Genomic DNA, 14,239 nt, shown 5'->3' with positions numbered 1-14,239 from the left:
CGGTACGGCCGTCACCGGTGGGCGCGGACTGTCCGTCCGCGCCCACCGGTCGACGTCAGGCCGCTCGTCGCGCGAGGTCTCCGTGTGCGCGGATGATGTCCGCGTAGTGGTGACCGGAGCCCTTGATCGTGCGTGCCTGGGTCGCGTAGTCGACGTGGACGAGGCCGAAGCGCTTGTCGTAGCCGTACGCCCACTCGAAGTTGTCCAGCAGGGACCAGGCGAAGTAGCCGGCCAGCGGGGCGCCCTTGCGGGCGGCGGCGGCGCAGGCGGCCAGGTGGCGGGTCAGGTAGTCCCGGCGTTCCGGGTCGTCGACGGTGCCGTCGGGGCGGACGGTGTCGGGGAAGGCGGAGCCGTTCTCGGTGACGTAGAGCTTGCGGGCGCCGTACTCGTTCGTCAGGCGCAGCAGCAGCGTCTCGATGCCGCTCGCGTCGATCTCCCAGTCCATGCCGGTGCGCGGCACCCCGTCCCGGCGCACGAAGGCGGCGTGGGGGGCGGGGCCGTCCGGGTCGGCGGCCACCACCTGCGGGAAGTAGTAGTTGAGGCCGAGCCAGTCGAGCGGGGCGGCGATGGTTTCCAGGTCGCCCTGCCGCTCCGGGAGTTCGACGCCGTAGACCTCGCGCATGTCCTCCGGGAAACCCCGGCCGTGGACAGGGTCGAGCCACCAGCGGTTGGTGTGGCCGTCCATGCGGACCGCGGCCGCCAGGTCCTCGGGGCGGTCGCTCGCGGCGTGGATGGTGGAGAGGTTGTTGACGATGCCGACCTGGGCGTCCGGGGCCGCGGCGCGGATGGCGCGGGCGGCCAGGCCGTGGCCCAGCAGGAGGTGGTAGGAGGCGCGGACGGCCGCCGTCAGGTCCGTCCGGCCGGGGGCCATCTTGCCCTCGAGGTGGCCGATCCAGGCCGAGCACAGGGGCTCGTTGAGGGTCGCCCAGTGGGTGACGCGGTCACCGAGGCGTTCGGCGACGACGGAGGCGTACGCGGCGAAGTGCTCGGCGGTGTCGCGCTCGGGCCAGCCGCCGCGGTCCTGGAGGGTCTGCGGCAGGTCCCAGTGGTAGAGGGTGACCGACGGGGTGATGCCGGCCTCGAGCAGGCCGTCGATCAGCCGGTCGTAGAAGTCCAGGCCCTTGTCGTTCACCGGGCCGTCGCCGCCCGGTACGACGCGCGGCCAGGCGACGGACAGGCGGTAGGCGTTGGTGCCGAGGCGGCGCATCAGGCCGATGTCCTCGCGCCAGCGGTGGTAGTGGTCGCAGGCGACGTCGCCGTGGTCGCCGCCCGCGATGGTGCCGGGGGTGTGCGAGAAGGTGTCCCAGATCGACGGGGAACGGCCGTCCTCCGCCACGGCCCCCTCGATCTGGTACGCCGAGGTGGCCGTGCCCCACAGGAAGTCGTCGGGGAGGGCGGCGTAGTCGATGGTCACGGAAGTCCTTTCGGGAGGGGGGAAGTCGGTCACTTGACGGCTCCTGCCGTCAGCCCGGCGACGAGGTAGCGCTGCAGCAGCAGGAAGCCGGCGACCACGGGGACGCTCACCACGAGGGAGGCGGCCATGATCTGGTTCCAGTACACGTCGTTGAGGGTGGAGTAGCCCTGGAGGCCGACCGCCAGGGTGCGGGTGGTGTCGTTGGTCATCACGGAGGCGAAGAGGACCTCGCCCCAGGCGGTCATGAAGGCGTAGACGGCGACCGCGACGATGCCGGGGACCGCGGCCGGGACGACGACGCGGAAGAGCGCGCCGAGCGGGCCGCAGCCGTCCACCATCGCCGCCTCGTCGAGGTCGCGCGGGACCGAGTCGAAGTAGCCGATCAGCATCCAGATGGAGAACGGCAGCGAGAAGGTCAGGTACGTCAGGATCAGTCCGCCGCGGGAGCCGAACAGGGCGATGCCGGTGGCGTTGCCGATGTTGACGTAGATGAGGAACAGCGGGAGGAGGAACAGGATGCCCGGGAACATCTGCGTCGACAGCACGGTCACCGTGAAGACGCGCTTGCCGCGGAAGGAGTAGCGGCTGACGGCGTACGCGGAGAACACGGCGATGACGACCGAGCAGACGGTCGCGGCGCCCGCCACGATCAGCGAGTTCACGAAGTAGCGGCCCAGCGGGACCGTGGACCAGATGTCGATGTACGGGTCGATCGTCAGCTCGGTGGGCAGCCAGCGGAACGCGCCGGTGACGTCGGCGAGCGGCTTCAGCGAGCTGGAGACCATCACGTAGACCGGGACGAGCACGAAGCCGGTCAGCAGGGTGAGGAAGATCCGCCGGGTCCACAGGAAGGAGCGGGGCGGGGCCATCGGGGAGGCGGCCGGTGCCGTCGGCGGGGTGCTAGGCATGCGAGGCCCTCCGCTCGCGCGAGGTGAGGGCGAGGTAGACGCCCGTGACGACGAGCAGGAACAGCAGGAGCAGGACGGACATCGCGGAGCCGGTGCCGAAGTTCCAGGTGACGAAGGACGCCTGGTAGATGTGGACCGAGACGAGGTCCGCGGCCTCGGGCGCCGTCTTGCCGAACATGACGTACGGGGTGTTGAAGTCGTTGAACGTCCACAGGAACAGGACGAGGACGAGCACCTGGTTGACCGGGCGGAGCGAGGGCAGGGTGATGCGGCGGATCTGCTGGAGCACTCCGGCGCCGTCGAGCGCGGCGGCCTCGTACAGCTCGCGCGGGATGTTCTGCAGGCCGGCCATCACGATGAGGAAGGCGAACGGCCAGCCCTTCCAGACGGAGACGGTCAGCAGGGCGAAGAAGCTGTTGTCGCCGATGAGCCAGAACGACGGCTTGTCGGTGACGCCGAGCTGGTCGTGCAGGACGTGGTTCACCAGGCCGTTGTCGTGCTGGAACATGAACACCCAGGTGATGACGGCCGCGTAGACCGGCAGGGCGTACGGCACCAGGAACAGGGCGCGCAGCAGGCCACGGCCGCGGAAGGTGTCCTGCATGCAGATCGCGGCGGCCGTGCCGATCAGCCAGCACAGGCCGACCGACAGCAGGGTGAAGGCGATGGTGACGAGGAACGAGTCGAGCAGGGCCTTGCCGACGGGGGCGTCGAAGTCCACCGACACCGAGTAGTTGTCGAAGGCGGCCCAGGGGGCGGTGCCCCAGTCGCGGATGTGGAACTGGGTGAGTTCCTTGAAGCTCATCACGATGCCGATGACCATCGGCACCAGGTGGACGAGGAGTTCGAGGAGCAGGGCGGGCAGCAGGAGCAGGTAGGGCAGTCCGATGCGGCGGATCCGCCCGGGGCGGCGGCGGGGGCCGCGCGCCGCACCGGGGGAGCTCTTCCGCACGGCGGCCCGGGCTGCGGGCGCGGTGGCGGTCATGGTGGTGTCGGGGCTCACTTCTCGGGCATCTGCTGCTGCGCCTCGGTGAGCGCGGCCTTCACCGAGTCGGTGGTCACCGCGCGTCCGGCGGCGGCGTCGGCGAACAGTTCCTTGACGGCCGTGCCGACGGCGGTCTCGAACTGGGACTCGTCGGGCACCTGCGGCAGGGCGACGGCGCTCTTGGCGAGGGTGTCCTTCAGGACGGCGTTGGCCGGGGAGTTGAAGGCCGGGTCCTGCTGGGCTGTCTTGACCGGCGGGATGGAGCCGTACGCCGTGTTGAGGATCTTCTGTTCGGCGTCGCTGGTCATGAACTTCACGAACTCGGTGGCGCCGTCGAGGTTGTCGGTGTTCTTGAAGACGGCGAGGTTGATGCCGGCGACCATCGAGTTGACCTGCTTGCCGGGGCCGGGGGTGCCGGACTGCACCGGCACGGGAGCGATGCCGTAGGCGTCCTCGCTCATGCCCTGGGACTTGAGGTTGGCGGAGGCGGACTGCCACAGCAGCATGCCGGTCTTTCCCTTGGCGAAGTCGCTGACCGACTGGTTCTGGGCGTACTCGGCGTTGCCCGGGGCGATGACCTTGTCCTTGGCCATGAGGTCGACGTACTGCTTGACCGCGGCGACCGCTCCGTCGTTGGTGAAGTCGGCCTCGCCGTCGGCGGTGAAGAAGTCGGCGCCGTGCTGCTTGGCGAAGACGAAGGCGTGGTGGATGTTCTCGGAGGGGTTCGAACCCTCCATGCCGATGCCCCACTTGCCGTCCTTCGACAGCTTCTTCCCGGCGGCGACCAGCTCGTCCCAGGTGGCCGGCGGGCCGTCGATGCCGGCGTCGGCGAACATCTGCTTGTTGTAGTAGAGGGCGTACGCCATCGAGTACAGCGGGACCGCGGCCGGGTCCTGGCCCTCGACGCCGGTGGAGCCGAGCGCGGAGTCGACGAAGCGGTCCCTGCCGCCGATCCTGTCGAAGTTCTTCGCGTCCCACGGCAGCAGGGCGCCCGTCGCCTGGAGCGAGGCGGACCAGGTGTTGCCGATGTTCAGGACGTCCGGGCCCTGGCCGGAGGTGGTCGCGGTGAGGATCCGGTTGAGCAGGTCGGACCAGGGCACGACCTCCAGCTTGACCTTGATGCCGGTCTGCTTCTCGAACTTGTCGAGCTCGGGCTGGAGGACCTTCTTGTCGACCTCGATGCCGGCGCCCTGGTTGGAGGCCCAGTAGGTGAGTTCCTTCGGCGAGTCGTCGGACCCGCCGCCCGTGCTGGATCCGCCTCCGCAGGCCGAGGCGGCGAGTGCGAGAGACAGGATGACGGCGCCTGTGGCCGCGGCTCGGATACTGCGCATGGCTCCTGATGTCCCTTTCCGGGGTGCATGAGGCGTCTCCGTACGTAAGGCAGCGCCGCACGAAGACAGGACGGCACCGCACGAAGAAAGCGCCTCACGGCTTAATTTAGGACGTGAGTTAAACCCTCCGGAGGCGGCACGTCAAGGGTTTGGACGGACTCACCCGACTCTCGCCGGCCCCCTTGACTCACCCGTTCCACGGATGAACCATTCAGCGTCGAGAGAGCGCTCCCAGCACCCCACGCCGTTCATTTCCCGAACCAGGAGAGCCAGCCCCATGACGTCCGACTCCCCGTCGTCCTCCCGGCCGCCGGCCATCGGCCGCCGCACCGTCCTCGGCGCCGCGGCCGCCGCCCCCGTCCTGGCCGGACTGCCCTCGGCGGCCTCCGCCGCGCCCGCGGCGGGACGCAAGAAGCCGCGCCGGCTGAAGGGCGGCGGCGATCTCGGCCCCAACGTGATCGTCTTCGACCCGTCCACGCCGGGCATCCAGGCCAGGCTCGACGAGGTGTTCGCCCGGCAGGAGTCGGCGCAGTTCGGCACCGGCCGCTACCAGCTGCTGTTCAAGCCGGGCACGTACCACGGGCTCAACGCCCAACTCGGCTTCTACACCTCCATCTCCGGACTGGGCCTCTCCCCCGACGACACCACCATCAACGGTGACGTGACGGTCGACGCCGGCTGGTTCGACGGCAACGCCACGCAGAACTTCTGGCGTTCGGCGGAGAACCTGGCGCTCGTCCCGGTCACCGGCACCAACCGGTGGGCGGTCGCTCAGGCGGCCCCGTTCCGCCGGATGCACGTACGCGGCGGACTCGACCTCGCCCCGTCCGGCTACGGCTGGGCGAGCGGCGGCTACATCGCCGACAGCCGCGTCGACGGCACCGTCGGGCCGTACTCGCAGCAGCAGTGGTACACCCGGGACAGCTCGGTCGGCGGCTGGACCAACGCCGTCTGGAACATGGTGTTCTCGGGTGTCGAGGGCGCCCCCGCACAGAGCTTCCCGGACCCGCCGTACACCACGCTCGCCACGACGCCGATCTCCCGCGAGAAGCCCTTCCTGTACCTCGACGGCGACCGGTACCGCGTCTTCCTGCCCGCGCTGCGGACGAACGCCCGCGGCGTCACCTGGGGCAACGGCACCCCGCGCGGCACCTCCCTGCCGCTGGACCGCTTCTACGTCGCCCAGCCGGGCGACTCGGCGGCCACCCTCAACCAGGCGCTCGACCAGGGCCTCCACCTGCTGCTCACGCCCGGCATCTACCACGTCGACCGGCCGGTCCGGGTGAACCGTCCCGGCACGGTCGTCCTGGGTCTCGGCTACGCCACCCTGATCCCCGACAACGGCGTCACCGCCCTGAAGGTCGCCGACGTCGACGGCGTACGGCTGGCGGGCTTCCTGATCGACGCCGGGCCGGTCGACTCGCCCGTCCTGCTGGAGGTCGGGCCGGACGGCGCGTCCCGGAACCACTCCGCGAACCCCATCACCGTGCAGGACGTGTTCATCCGGATCGGCGGGGCGGGTCCCGGCAGGGCGACCACCAGCATGGTGGTCAACGCCCGGCACACCATCGTCGACCACACCTGGGTCTGGCGCGCCGACCACGGCGACGGCGTCGGCTGGGAGACCAACCGCTGCGACTACGGCGTCGTCGTCAACGGCCACGACGTCCTCGCCACCGGCCTGTTCGTCGAGCACTTCAACAAGTACGACGTGCAGTGGAACGGCGAGCGCGGCCGCACGATCTTCTTCCAGAACGAGAAGGCGTACGACGCCCCCGACCAGGCCGCCATCCAGAACGGCTCGATCAAGGGCTACGCGGCCTACAAGGTCGGCGACCGGGTCACCACCCACGAGGGCTGGGGCATGGGCAGCTACTGCTACTACAACGTGAACCCGGGCATCGTCCAGCACCACGGCTTCGCCGCCCCGGACCGTCCGGGCGTGCGCTTCCACGACCTGCTGGTCGTCTCGCTGAGCGGGCACGGGCAGTACGAGTGCGTCATCAACGACACCGGCGCCCCCACCTCGGGCACCACCACCGTGCCGTCCACGGTGGTGTCGTACCCCTGACCCCGGCGCCGGGGGGCACGCCATGGCCGACGCCGACGGTCGGGCGTGCCCCTGCGGCACCGGTGGCGGCCTCTCCCGGCTGAGTCGCGGGAGGGGCCGCCGTGCTGCGCCTACCGCACGGGCGCGGGGGCCGGCGCGGGGGCGTAGCCGGTGGGCCGGGTGGTGAAGGTGCCGCGGCCCTGGGTGCGGCTGCGCAACCGCGTGGCGTAGCCGAACAGTTCGGCCAACGGCACGGTCGCGGTGACGACCGTGGCACCCGCCCGGACGACCGAACCGGTCACCCGGCCGCGACGGGCGGCCAGATCGCTGAGCACCCCGCCCACCGCGTCCTCGGGCACGGTGACCGTGACCTCGGCGACCGGCTCCAGCAGGACCATCGCGCAGGCCCGCAGGGCGCCTCGCAGCCCGAACCGGCCGGCGGTGCGGAACGCGGTGTCCGAGGAGTCCTTCACATGGGTCGACCCGTCGGTGAGCGTGACGCGGAGCCCGGTCACCGGGTGACCGCCCAGCGGCCCCTCGGCCAGGGCGTCCCGGCAGCCGGCCTCGACCGCACGGACGTACTCCTGCGGCACCCGCCCGCCGACGACCGCCGAGCGGAACTCGAAGCCGGACTCCGGGGAGTCCAGCGGCTCGACGTCCAGGACGACGTGGGCGAACTGGCCCGCCCCGCCGTCCTGTTTGACGTGCCGGAACACGAACCCGGACACCCCGCGGCCGACGGTCTCCCGGTGACTGACCCGGGGACGGCCCACGGTGACGCCCAGCCCCTGCTCACGCCGGATCTTCTCCACCGCGACCTCCAGGTGCAGCTCGCCCATGCCGGACAGCACCGTCTGACCGGTCTCCGGGTCGGTGCGCACGACCAGCGAGGGGTCCTCCTCGGCGAGCCGCGCGAGCGCCGACGCCAGACGCCCGGTGTCCGTGCCCTTCAGTGCCTCGACGGCCACGGAGACGACCGGCTCGGCGACCCCCGGAGGCTCCAGGACCAGCGGGGCGTCCGGCGCGCACAGCGTGGAGCCGGCGCGGGCGGACTTCAGTCCGACCACGGCGACGATGTCCCCGGCGACGGCCCGGTCCAGCCGCGCGTGCCGGTCGGCCCGGACGCGCAGGATGCGCCCGACGCGCTCGGAGCGGCGTGCGGTGGCGTCCCACACCGTGTCTCCCTTCTCGATCGTTCCCGAGTACACCCGCAGGTAGGTCAGCCGCCCGGTGGCGGTGGCGTTCACCTTGAACGCGAGGGCGGCCAGCGGTGCCGCCGGGTCGGCGGCCCGCCGCTGCTCGGCGCCGTCGCCCGCGTGCGCACCGCGGACCGGCGGCACGTCGAGGGGCGACGGCAGGTAGGCGAGTACGGCGTCCAGCAGCGGTTCGACGCCGCGGTTGCGGTAGGCGGAGCCGCACAGCACGACGACGGCGTCACCGCTGCGGGTCAGGTCCCGCAGGGCGGCGGCGAGCGTGCCGGTGCCGAGCGCGCCCGTGTCGCAGAACTCCTCCAGCGCGCCCGGGTGCAGCTCGGCGACGGCCTCCTCCAGCAGCCGGCGCCGTCGGTGCGCCTCCTCCCGCAGTTCGTCCGGCACCGGTGCCGCGTCGCGGGCCTCGCCCTCGTCGGTCCAGGTCAGGGCGCGCATGCGCAGCAGGTCGACGACGCCGGTGAAGGTGTCCTCCGCGCCGATCGGCAGCTGCACCGCCAGGGGCGCGGGGTGCAGCCGCTCCCGGACGGAGGCGACGGCGGCGTCCAGGTCGGCGCCGGCCCGGTCCATCTTGTTGACGAACGCGATCCGCGGCACACCGTGCCGGTCCGCCTGCCGCCACACCGACTCGCTCTGCGGCTCCACACCGGCGACCGCGTCGAACACGGCGACCGCGCCGTCGAGGACGCGCAGGGCGCGCTCCACCTCGTCGGCGAAGTCGACGTGGCCCGGGGTGTCGATGAGGTTGATCCGGTGGCCGTCCCAGGCGCAGCTGACGGCGGCGGCGAAGATGGTGATGCCCCGGTCGCGTTCCTGCGGGTCGAAGTCGGTGACGGTGGTCCCGTCGTGCACCTCGCCGCGCTTGTGGGTGGTGCCGGTGGCGAACAGGATCCGCTCGGTGACGGTGGTCTTGCCGGCGTCGACGTGGGCGAGGATGCCCAGGTTGCGGACGGTGGCGAGGGGGTTGGTGCGCATGGCCCGTGGCCTTTCGGATGATCCGGAAAAGGGCGGCGCGATGTCCCCGACGCACGACGTCGAACGCCCCCGATGTGCGGGGCGTCGAAGATCAGACGTGCGTCACGGGTATCCGGTGCCGGGCGCGCAGTGGGCACCGGACGGACCGGGACACCAGGATCACCACGGACCGACGGGACCGGGAACGGGGAGCGGCAACGGTGGCGTGGTCGCGCACGGCCGGTCTCCCCTCACTGGTCATGGATGCGCTGCCCCAGGACGGGCGGCGTCTGCTCGGTGAGTGTAGGGAGGGAGCGGAAGGTCGGGCCACGCAATATCCACGTCTCACATATTGATACGACGTTTCCGGCCAGCGAGATGTCTGAGATCGTTGTACGGCCCACACGGTTCGCGCGGCCTCCCGCGAGGGGGACGCGTGGTGCCGTGCGGGCCGCCGGCGTACGCCGCCGGTGACCGTTCCTCCCCGGAAAGACCGTGAAATGCCCGCACCAACCACCAGCCCGGCCCCGGCTCCCGCCAACTCCCGGTCCCGGGTCCTCATCGCGAGCCTCATCGGCACGACGATCGAGTTCTACGACTTCTACATCTACGCGACCGCCGCCGTCCTGGTCTTCCCCCAGCTCTTCTTCCCGAGCAGCGACCCGACGACGGCCCTGCTGTCGTCCTTCGCGGTGTTCGGCGCCGCGATGGTCGCCCGCCCGATCGGCGCCGTGGTCTTCGGACACCTCGGCGACCGGCTCGGCCGCAAGGGCACGCTGGTGGCCTCGCTCCTCACCATGGGCATCGCCACCTTCCTCATCGGCGTGCTGCCCACCTACGCGCAGGCCGGCTGGGTCGCCACCGCGCTGCTGGTGCTGATGCGGCTCGCGCAGGGCTTCGCGCTCGGCGGCGAGTGGAGCGGCGCGGCCCTGGTCGCCACCGAGAACGCCCCGAAGGGCAAGCGCGCCCTCTACGGCACGTTCCCGCAGCTGGGCGCCCCGCTCGGCTTCATCATCGGCAACGGCCTCTTCCTGATCATCGGCGCGCTGCTGCCGTCCGCGGCGGGCGCCGACCCGTCCCAGCCCTCGGACGCCTTCCTGAGCTGGGGCTGGCGCATCCCGTTCCTGTTCTCCGCGGTGATGGTCGCGATCGGCCTGTGGGTGCGCATGCGCCTGGTGGAGGCGCCGGTCTTCTCCAGGACCCGCGAGGCCGGGCTGGTGCGCAAGCTGCCGCTGGCCACCGTCTTCCGCGGCCACTGGAGGCAACTGGTCCTCGGCACCTTCTTCATGCTGGCGACGTACGTGCTCTTCTACCTGATGACCACGTTCTCGCTGAGCTACGGCCGCACCCCCGAGGACGCCGCCGTGCCCGGCCTGGGATACGACTACACCACCTTCGTCCTGATGATGATCTTCGGGGTGCTGTTCTTCGCCGTGTTCACCCTGGTCTCAGGACCGCTCGCCGACAAGTACGGCCGGCGCTCCACGCTGATCCTGGTCACCGCCGGGATCCTGGTCTTCGGGCTGGTCTGGGTGCCGCTGATCGGCCTGGGCACGCTGGGCGTGGTGCTGTGGCTGGTGCTCGGCTTCACGCTGATGGGCATGACGTTCGGCCCGATGGGCGCGCTGCTGCCGGAGCTCTTCCCGACGAGCGTGCGCTACACGGGCTCCGGGATCTCCTACAACGTCAGCTCGATCCTCGGCGCGGCCGTCGCCCCGTTCATAGCGGTCGCCCTGTGGGAGGCCGGCGACGGCTCGCCGTGGCTGGTCGGCGTCTACCTCTCCTCGATGGCGCTGCTGACCCTGGTGGCGCTGCTGCTGGGCAAGGAGACGAAGGACGTGGGGCTCGACGAGGGCGAGGCCGTCGACACCTCCGACCGGAACGAGAGCCCCGTCGCCACGACTGCTTCCTGAACCGTCCGGCGTCCGCACCGCGGCCCCCTTCCCCGTCCGGGGCGGAAGGGGGCCGCGGTGCATTTTCGCGGGCGAAGGCGTCGGCGCTCTCGTCGAGGTCGTGTCCGACGTGGCCTTCCAGGTCGCGGATGGTGGTGGGCGAGGCCGCACGGGACGGGCGGTCGGGGCCTGCGGGCGGGCTGACCCGGGGGGCAGTTGCTCCCGTCCCGGGACGCGGGGTCCTAGCCGGCGCACCACCACCGGCCCGAACCCTCCGCGCGTTCCTCACTCATAGAGGTGGATATCTCCGTTCCGCAACCCCTGTCCCTGCTTCCTCCCCCATCCACTACCGTGTCCCCAGGCACGCATCGCGGCTGATCGGACGCTCGCCAGGACCGAATGTCGAGGACACACGTGCAGATCACGCCCCTGAATCCCGAGGACCCGCCCTCGATGGGTGACTTCGAGCTCCTCGGCCGGATCGGCCAGGGCGGCATGGGCCAGGTCTTCCTGGGCGAGTCCCTCGGCGGTGAGCCCGCCGCGGTGAAGGTGATCAAACCGTCGGTCGTGGACTTCGAGTCCCGGCAGCGGTTCGCGCAGGAGATCGAGGTGCTCAAGACCATCTGGGGTCCGCGCATCGCGGCGTTCCTGGGAGCGGACGCGGAGGCGGAGCAACCGTGGCTGGCCACCGAGTACGTGGACGGCCCGGACCTCGCGCGGCACGCCAAGACGCACGGGCCGCTGCCGTCCGTCCTCACCGCGGCGCTCGGCGCGGTCCTCGCGGAGGCGCTGTCGGCCGTGCACGCCCAGGGCCTGCTGCACCGCGACCTCAAGCCGGCCAACGTGCTGATGGGACCGAACGGCCCGAAGATCATCGACTTCGGTCTGGCCGCGTTCACCGAGTCGTCCGTCTCCCTCACCGCCCCCCCCACCAGGTCGTCGGCACCCCGATCTGCATGGCCCCGGAGCAGGCCGCGGGCGTGAAGCCGCTGACGGCGGCGGTGGACGTGTACGCGCTGGGGCCCTGCTGCTCTTCGCCGTGACCGGCCACTACCCGCATGAGGCGGCCACCCCGTACATGGTGTTCCACCTGGTCACGGACCCCGGTACGGCACCGGACCTGTCCGGCGTGCCGGACGAGCTGGAACCGCTGCTGACCGGCATGCTCGCCCAGGACGCCGCCGTCCGGCCGTCGCTGACCGAGGTGGTGCAGCGGTGCCGCTCGGTGATCGAGGCCCGGGGCATGAAGATCGCCCAGGCCCGTCGCAGGCTCACCGCGCACACGGCGGGGCAGCGGCACAGGGAGTCACCCTCCGACGGCATCCCCACCGTCGCCTGGCCCGCCCCCGCGAACGACACCCCGGCCACGGAGATCAGCCCGGCCGAGCTGGAGACACCGGCCCCGGCCGATGCCCCGCCGGTCTCCCCCGCCACCCCGGTCGAGACCGGCTCCGGCAGCCCCGCCGTCGCTCCGTCCCACGACGACGACTCCCCCGGCCCCGCCGATCCTCGGGTCCCCGGCTCCCCCGGTGTCGTACCCGCCGAGCCGCGGGACCGTCCCGACGGGTCCCGGCGCGAACAGCCGGCGCCGGACCGCCGCCCGCCCGCGGATCCCCAGCGGCCGAAGGGGCCGACGCACTCGCTGCGCCACTCCGTCCAGGCCCGCAGGACGGCGGAGCGGCTGCGTACCGCGTACGCGGCGAAGGCCCCGTTCTGACACCGGCGGCCGGTCGGCCGGGACGGGCCTCACGCCCGCTCCCCCGGCCCCACGCCCCGCCGGTCCGGCCGTGCCCCCGCCACCGGTCGTCCGCACCGCCCCACGTCCACCCCATCGACACGATCGCCCAGGAGGCCCCTCGTGACCGCCGACTTGAGCACCGCTCCCGCGACGAGCGGTGAGGACGCCCAGTACCCGCCGGGCGCCCAGATCCTCGTACGGGACGAGGTGTGGCCGGTGCGCAACGCCACGCGGACCGAGCACGACGGGGCCAGGATCGAGGCGGTGGGCGCGTCGGACTTCGTACGGGACCAGGAGGCGGTGTTCTTCGACAGGCTCGACCGGATCGAACTGCTCGACCCGAAGCTGACCCGCCTGGTGCGGGAGACTCCCCGAACTTCCGCCGCTCCCGCCTGTTCCTGGAGGCGGTGCTGCGCAAGACGCCGCTGCCGCAGGCCGAGCGCGGGCTCGCGGACTCCTTCCTCCTGGACGCCCTCCCCTACCAGCAGCGCCCCGCCCAGCTCGCCCTGTCCGGCCGCAACCTGCGCCCCCGCCTGCTCATCGCGGACGTGGTCGGCCTCGGCAAGACGTTGGAGATCGGTCTCACGCCGGCCGAGCTGATCCGCCGCGGCCGGGGCGAGCGCATCCTCGTCGTCACCCCGCAGCACGTGCTCGAGCAGTTCCAGCACGAGCTGTGGACGCGGTTCGCGATCCCGCTGGTGGGGACTGGTCGTGCGCCGGCTGGAGATCTCCGAGCGGGAGATCTCGCGGCGGGCGGATGTGTGGGGCGCGGAGGACGGCTGGCCGCGGTCGCCCGAGGTCGCGGTGCCGAGGGAGAAGGTCAAGGCGGACCGTGAGGCCGAGATGCGTGCCGCGCACGCGCACTTCCAAGCTCGCTTGGACAAGGAGATCACCGCTGGCCGCTGGACTCCGCCTGGGAGCCGCAAGGCCTGAGCGCCGCTCCTCATAGCGCAGGTCGGCGCTTCATTGAGAGAAGCGCCGACCTCGCAAGTCACGATATGCCTCGACCGACCGTGGAACGGCCAGCTCACATCGCCTTGAGCAAGACCGACCACGCCGCCGAGGCAACCGTCAGCACTGGCCCGTGCTCCAGTGCCTGCTTCGAGTCCCGCACATGGACGACCCCGCCAGCGACAGCGACTTCCACGCACTCGCCACCCTCGCCGCTGCTGTAGGTGCTCTTGCGCCAGACCAGTTCACCGTTCGCCTTAGCTTCGTCCACGGCGTTCATCTCTCTCCCAGTAGCTTCTCGATCAGTTGCAACGACTCACGCGGCGTCAGCGCCTGTGCCCGGAGGATGCCGTACTGCTCCTCGTGCTCACGCACCGAACTCCGCTCAAGGAGCAGACGACTTTCCTTCTGCACCTCCACATAGGCGATCCTCTGGCCTCTGGCCGTCTCGATCAAGGTGAACGGACCAGCCAGCGCCGCATGTTCACTGACCTCGGTCGGCATGATTTGAACCTCGACGTTCCGGCTCCGCCCTCGAAGGCAGATTTCCTCCAACTGCCCACGCCACACACCCCACCCGCCGATCGGCCGCCGTAGTACCGACTCCTCGATCACGAAGCTGATCGTCGGGAAGGGCTGCCGGTCGAAGATCTCCTGCCGAGCGATGCGCGCCGCCACCCGCTCAGAGATGACCCTCTCGTCCAGAAGAGGGCGCCGCGTGTCGAACACAGCCCGCGCGTACTCCTCCGTCTGCAACAACCCCGGAACGGCCTGGTTGGCATACACATGCAGCTCAACCGCCTCCGCC

At 71.3% G+C, this 14,239-nt stretch carries 11 protein-coding genes and 1 pseudogene; 5 read left to right on the top strand and 7 right to left on the bottom strand.

Features of this window, described 5'->3' with window-relative positions; all coding sequences use genetic code 11:
• Positions 1 to 55: 55 nt before the first annotated feature.
• Genes AB0A94_RS08795 through AB0A94_RS08780 form a run of 4 tightly spaced genes read right to left on the bottom strand, consistent with a single transcriptional unit; the run spans position 56 to position 4,638 of the window.
• Positions 56 to 1,414 (bottom strand): GH1 family beta-glucosidase, encoded by a 1,359-nt coding sequence (locus tag AB0A94_RS08795; RefSeq protein ID WP_361740957.1) that lies wholly within the window; start codon positions 1,412 to 1,414, stop codon positions 56 to 58.
• A gap of 29 nt (positions 1,415 to 1,443) precedes the next feature.
• Positions 1,444 to 2,283 (bottom strand): carbohydrate ABC transporter permease, encoded by an 840-nt coding sequence (locus AB0A94_RS08790; RefSeq protein ID WP_361741336.1) that lies wholly within the window; start codon positions 2,281 to 2,283, stop codon positions 1,444 to 1,446.
• Between the two features lie 31 nt (positions 2,284 to 2,314).
• On the bottom strand, positions 2,315 to 3,307 hold the full coding sequence (locus AB0A94_RS08785) for a sugar ABC transporter permease (protein ID WP_361741333.1): 993 nt from the start codon (positions 3,305 to 3,307) through the stop codon (positions 2,315 to 2,317).
• A gap of 14 nt (positions 3,308 to 3,321) precedes the next feature.
• Positions 3,322 to 4,638 carry a sugar ABC transporter substrate-binding protein gene (locus AB0A94_RS08780; protein ID WP_361740954.1) on the bottom strand — a complete coding sequence of 439 codons (1,317 nt, stop codon included), beginning with the start codon at positions 4,636 to 4,638 and terminating at the stop codon, positions 3,322 to 3,324.
• Between the two features lie 277 nt (positions 4,639 to 4,915).
• On the opposite strand from AB0A94_RS08780, the gene AB0A94_RS08775 reads away from it, so the two are divergent.
• Positions 4,916 to 6,709, top strand: a complete 1,794-nt coding sequence (locus tag AB0A94_RS08775) for a coagulation factor 5/8 type domain-containing protein (RefSeq protein WP_361740952.1) — start codon at positions 4,916 to 4,918, stop codon at positions 6,707 to 6,709.
• Between the two features lie 110 nt (positions 6,710 to 6,819).
• On the opposite strand, the gene fusA is transcribed toward AB0A94_RS08775, so the two are convergent.
• Positions 6,820 to 8,871 carry an elongation factor G gene (fusA, locus tag AB0A94_RS08770; protein ID WP_361740949.1) on the bottom strand — a complete coding sequence of 684 codons (2,052 nt, stop codon included), beginning with the start codon at positions 8,869 to 8,871 and terminating at the stop codon, positions 6,820 to 6,822.
• Positions 8,872 to 9,350: 479 nt separating this feature from the next.
• Between fusA and AB0A94_RS08765 the strand changes: the two genes are divergently transcribed.
• From AB0A94_RS08765 to AB0A94_RS08750, 4 genes and pseudogenes are all read left to right on the top strand, one after another.
• Entirely contained in the window at positions 9,351 to 10,763 is a 1,413-nt protein-coding gene (locus AB0A94_RS08765; protein WP_361740946.1) for an MFS transporter, read from the top strand.
• 393 nt (positions 10,764 to 11,156) lie between these two features.
• Positions 11,157 to 11,726, top strand: a complete 570-nt coding sequence (locus AB0A94_RS08760) for a serine/threonine-protein kinase (RefSeq protein WP_361740943.1) — start codon at positions 11,157 to 11,159, stop codon at positions 11,724 to 11,726.
• 55 nt (positions 11,727 to 11,781) lie between these two features.
• The gene (locus AB0A94_RS08755; protein ID WP_361740940.1) at positions 11,782 to 12,459 is read left to right on the top strand and encodes a hypothetical protein; all 678 of its coding nucleotides are present in this window, start codon (positions 11,782 to 11,784) and stop codon (positions 12,457 to 12,459) included.
• Positions 12,460 to 12,600: 141 nt separating this feature from the next.
• A pseudogene (locus AB0A94_RS08750) lies at positions 12,601 to 13,181 on the top strand (helicase); the annotation flags it as partial.
• A gap of 326 nt (positions 13,182 to 13,507) precedes the next feature.
• Here the strand turns inward: AB0A94_RS08750 and AB0A94_RS08745 are convergent.
• On the bottom strand, positions 13,508 to 13,711 hold the full coding sequence (locus tag AB0A94_RS08745; RefSeq protein ID WP_361740938.1) for a DUF397 domain-containing protein: 204 nt from the start codon (positions 13,709 to 13,711) through the stop codon (positions 13,508 to 13,510).
• Positions 13,708 to 14,239, bottom strand: a 532-nt coding sequence (locus tag AB0A94_RS08740) for a DUF5753 domain-containing protein (protein ID WP_361740935.1), incomplete at its 5' end; no start/stop codon positions are given. The genes AB0A94_RS08740 and AB0A94_RS08745, both read right to left, overlap by 4 nt.

The sequence above is a fragment of the Streptomyces sp. NPDC044984 genome (assembly GCF_040646935.1).
Taxonomy (GTDB): Bacteria; Actinomycetota; Actinomycetes; order Streptomycetales; family Streptomycetaceae; genus Streptomyces.
This window is presented reverse-complemented; position numbering and strand designations above follow the sequence as displayed.

Bases quoted from the DNA above. Each gene is read 5' to 3' on its own strand.
- AB0A94_RS08765 (WP_361740946.1), top strand. From the start codon at position 9,351: ATGCCCGCACCAACCACCAGCCCGGCCCCGGCTCCCGCCAACTCCCGG.
- AB0A94_RS08780 (WP_361740954.1), bottom strand. From the start codon at position 4,638: ATGCGCAGTATCCGAGCCGCGGCCACAGGCGCCGTCATCCTGTCTCTC.
- AB0A94_RS08790 (WP_361741336.1), bottom strand. From the start codon at position 2,283: ATGGCCCCGCCCCGCTCCTTCCTGTGGACCCGGCGGATCTTCCTCACC.
- AB0A94_RS08785 (WP_361741333.1), bottom strand. From the start codon at position 3,307: ATGACCGCCACCGCGCCCGCAGCCCGGGCCGCCGTGCGGAAGAGCTCC.
- AB0A94_RS08775 (WP_361740952.1), top strand. From the start codon at position 4,916: ATGACGTCCGACTCCCCGTCGTCCTCCCGGCCGCCGGCCATCGGCCGC.
- AB0A94_RS08745 (WP_361740938.1), bottom strand. From the start codon at position 13,711: ATGAACGCCGTGGACGAAGCTAAGGCGAACGGTGAACTGGTCTGGCGC.
- fusA (WP_361740949.1), bottom strand. From the start codon at position 8,871: ATGCGCACCAACCCCCTCGCCACCGTCCGCAACCTGGGCATCCTCGCC.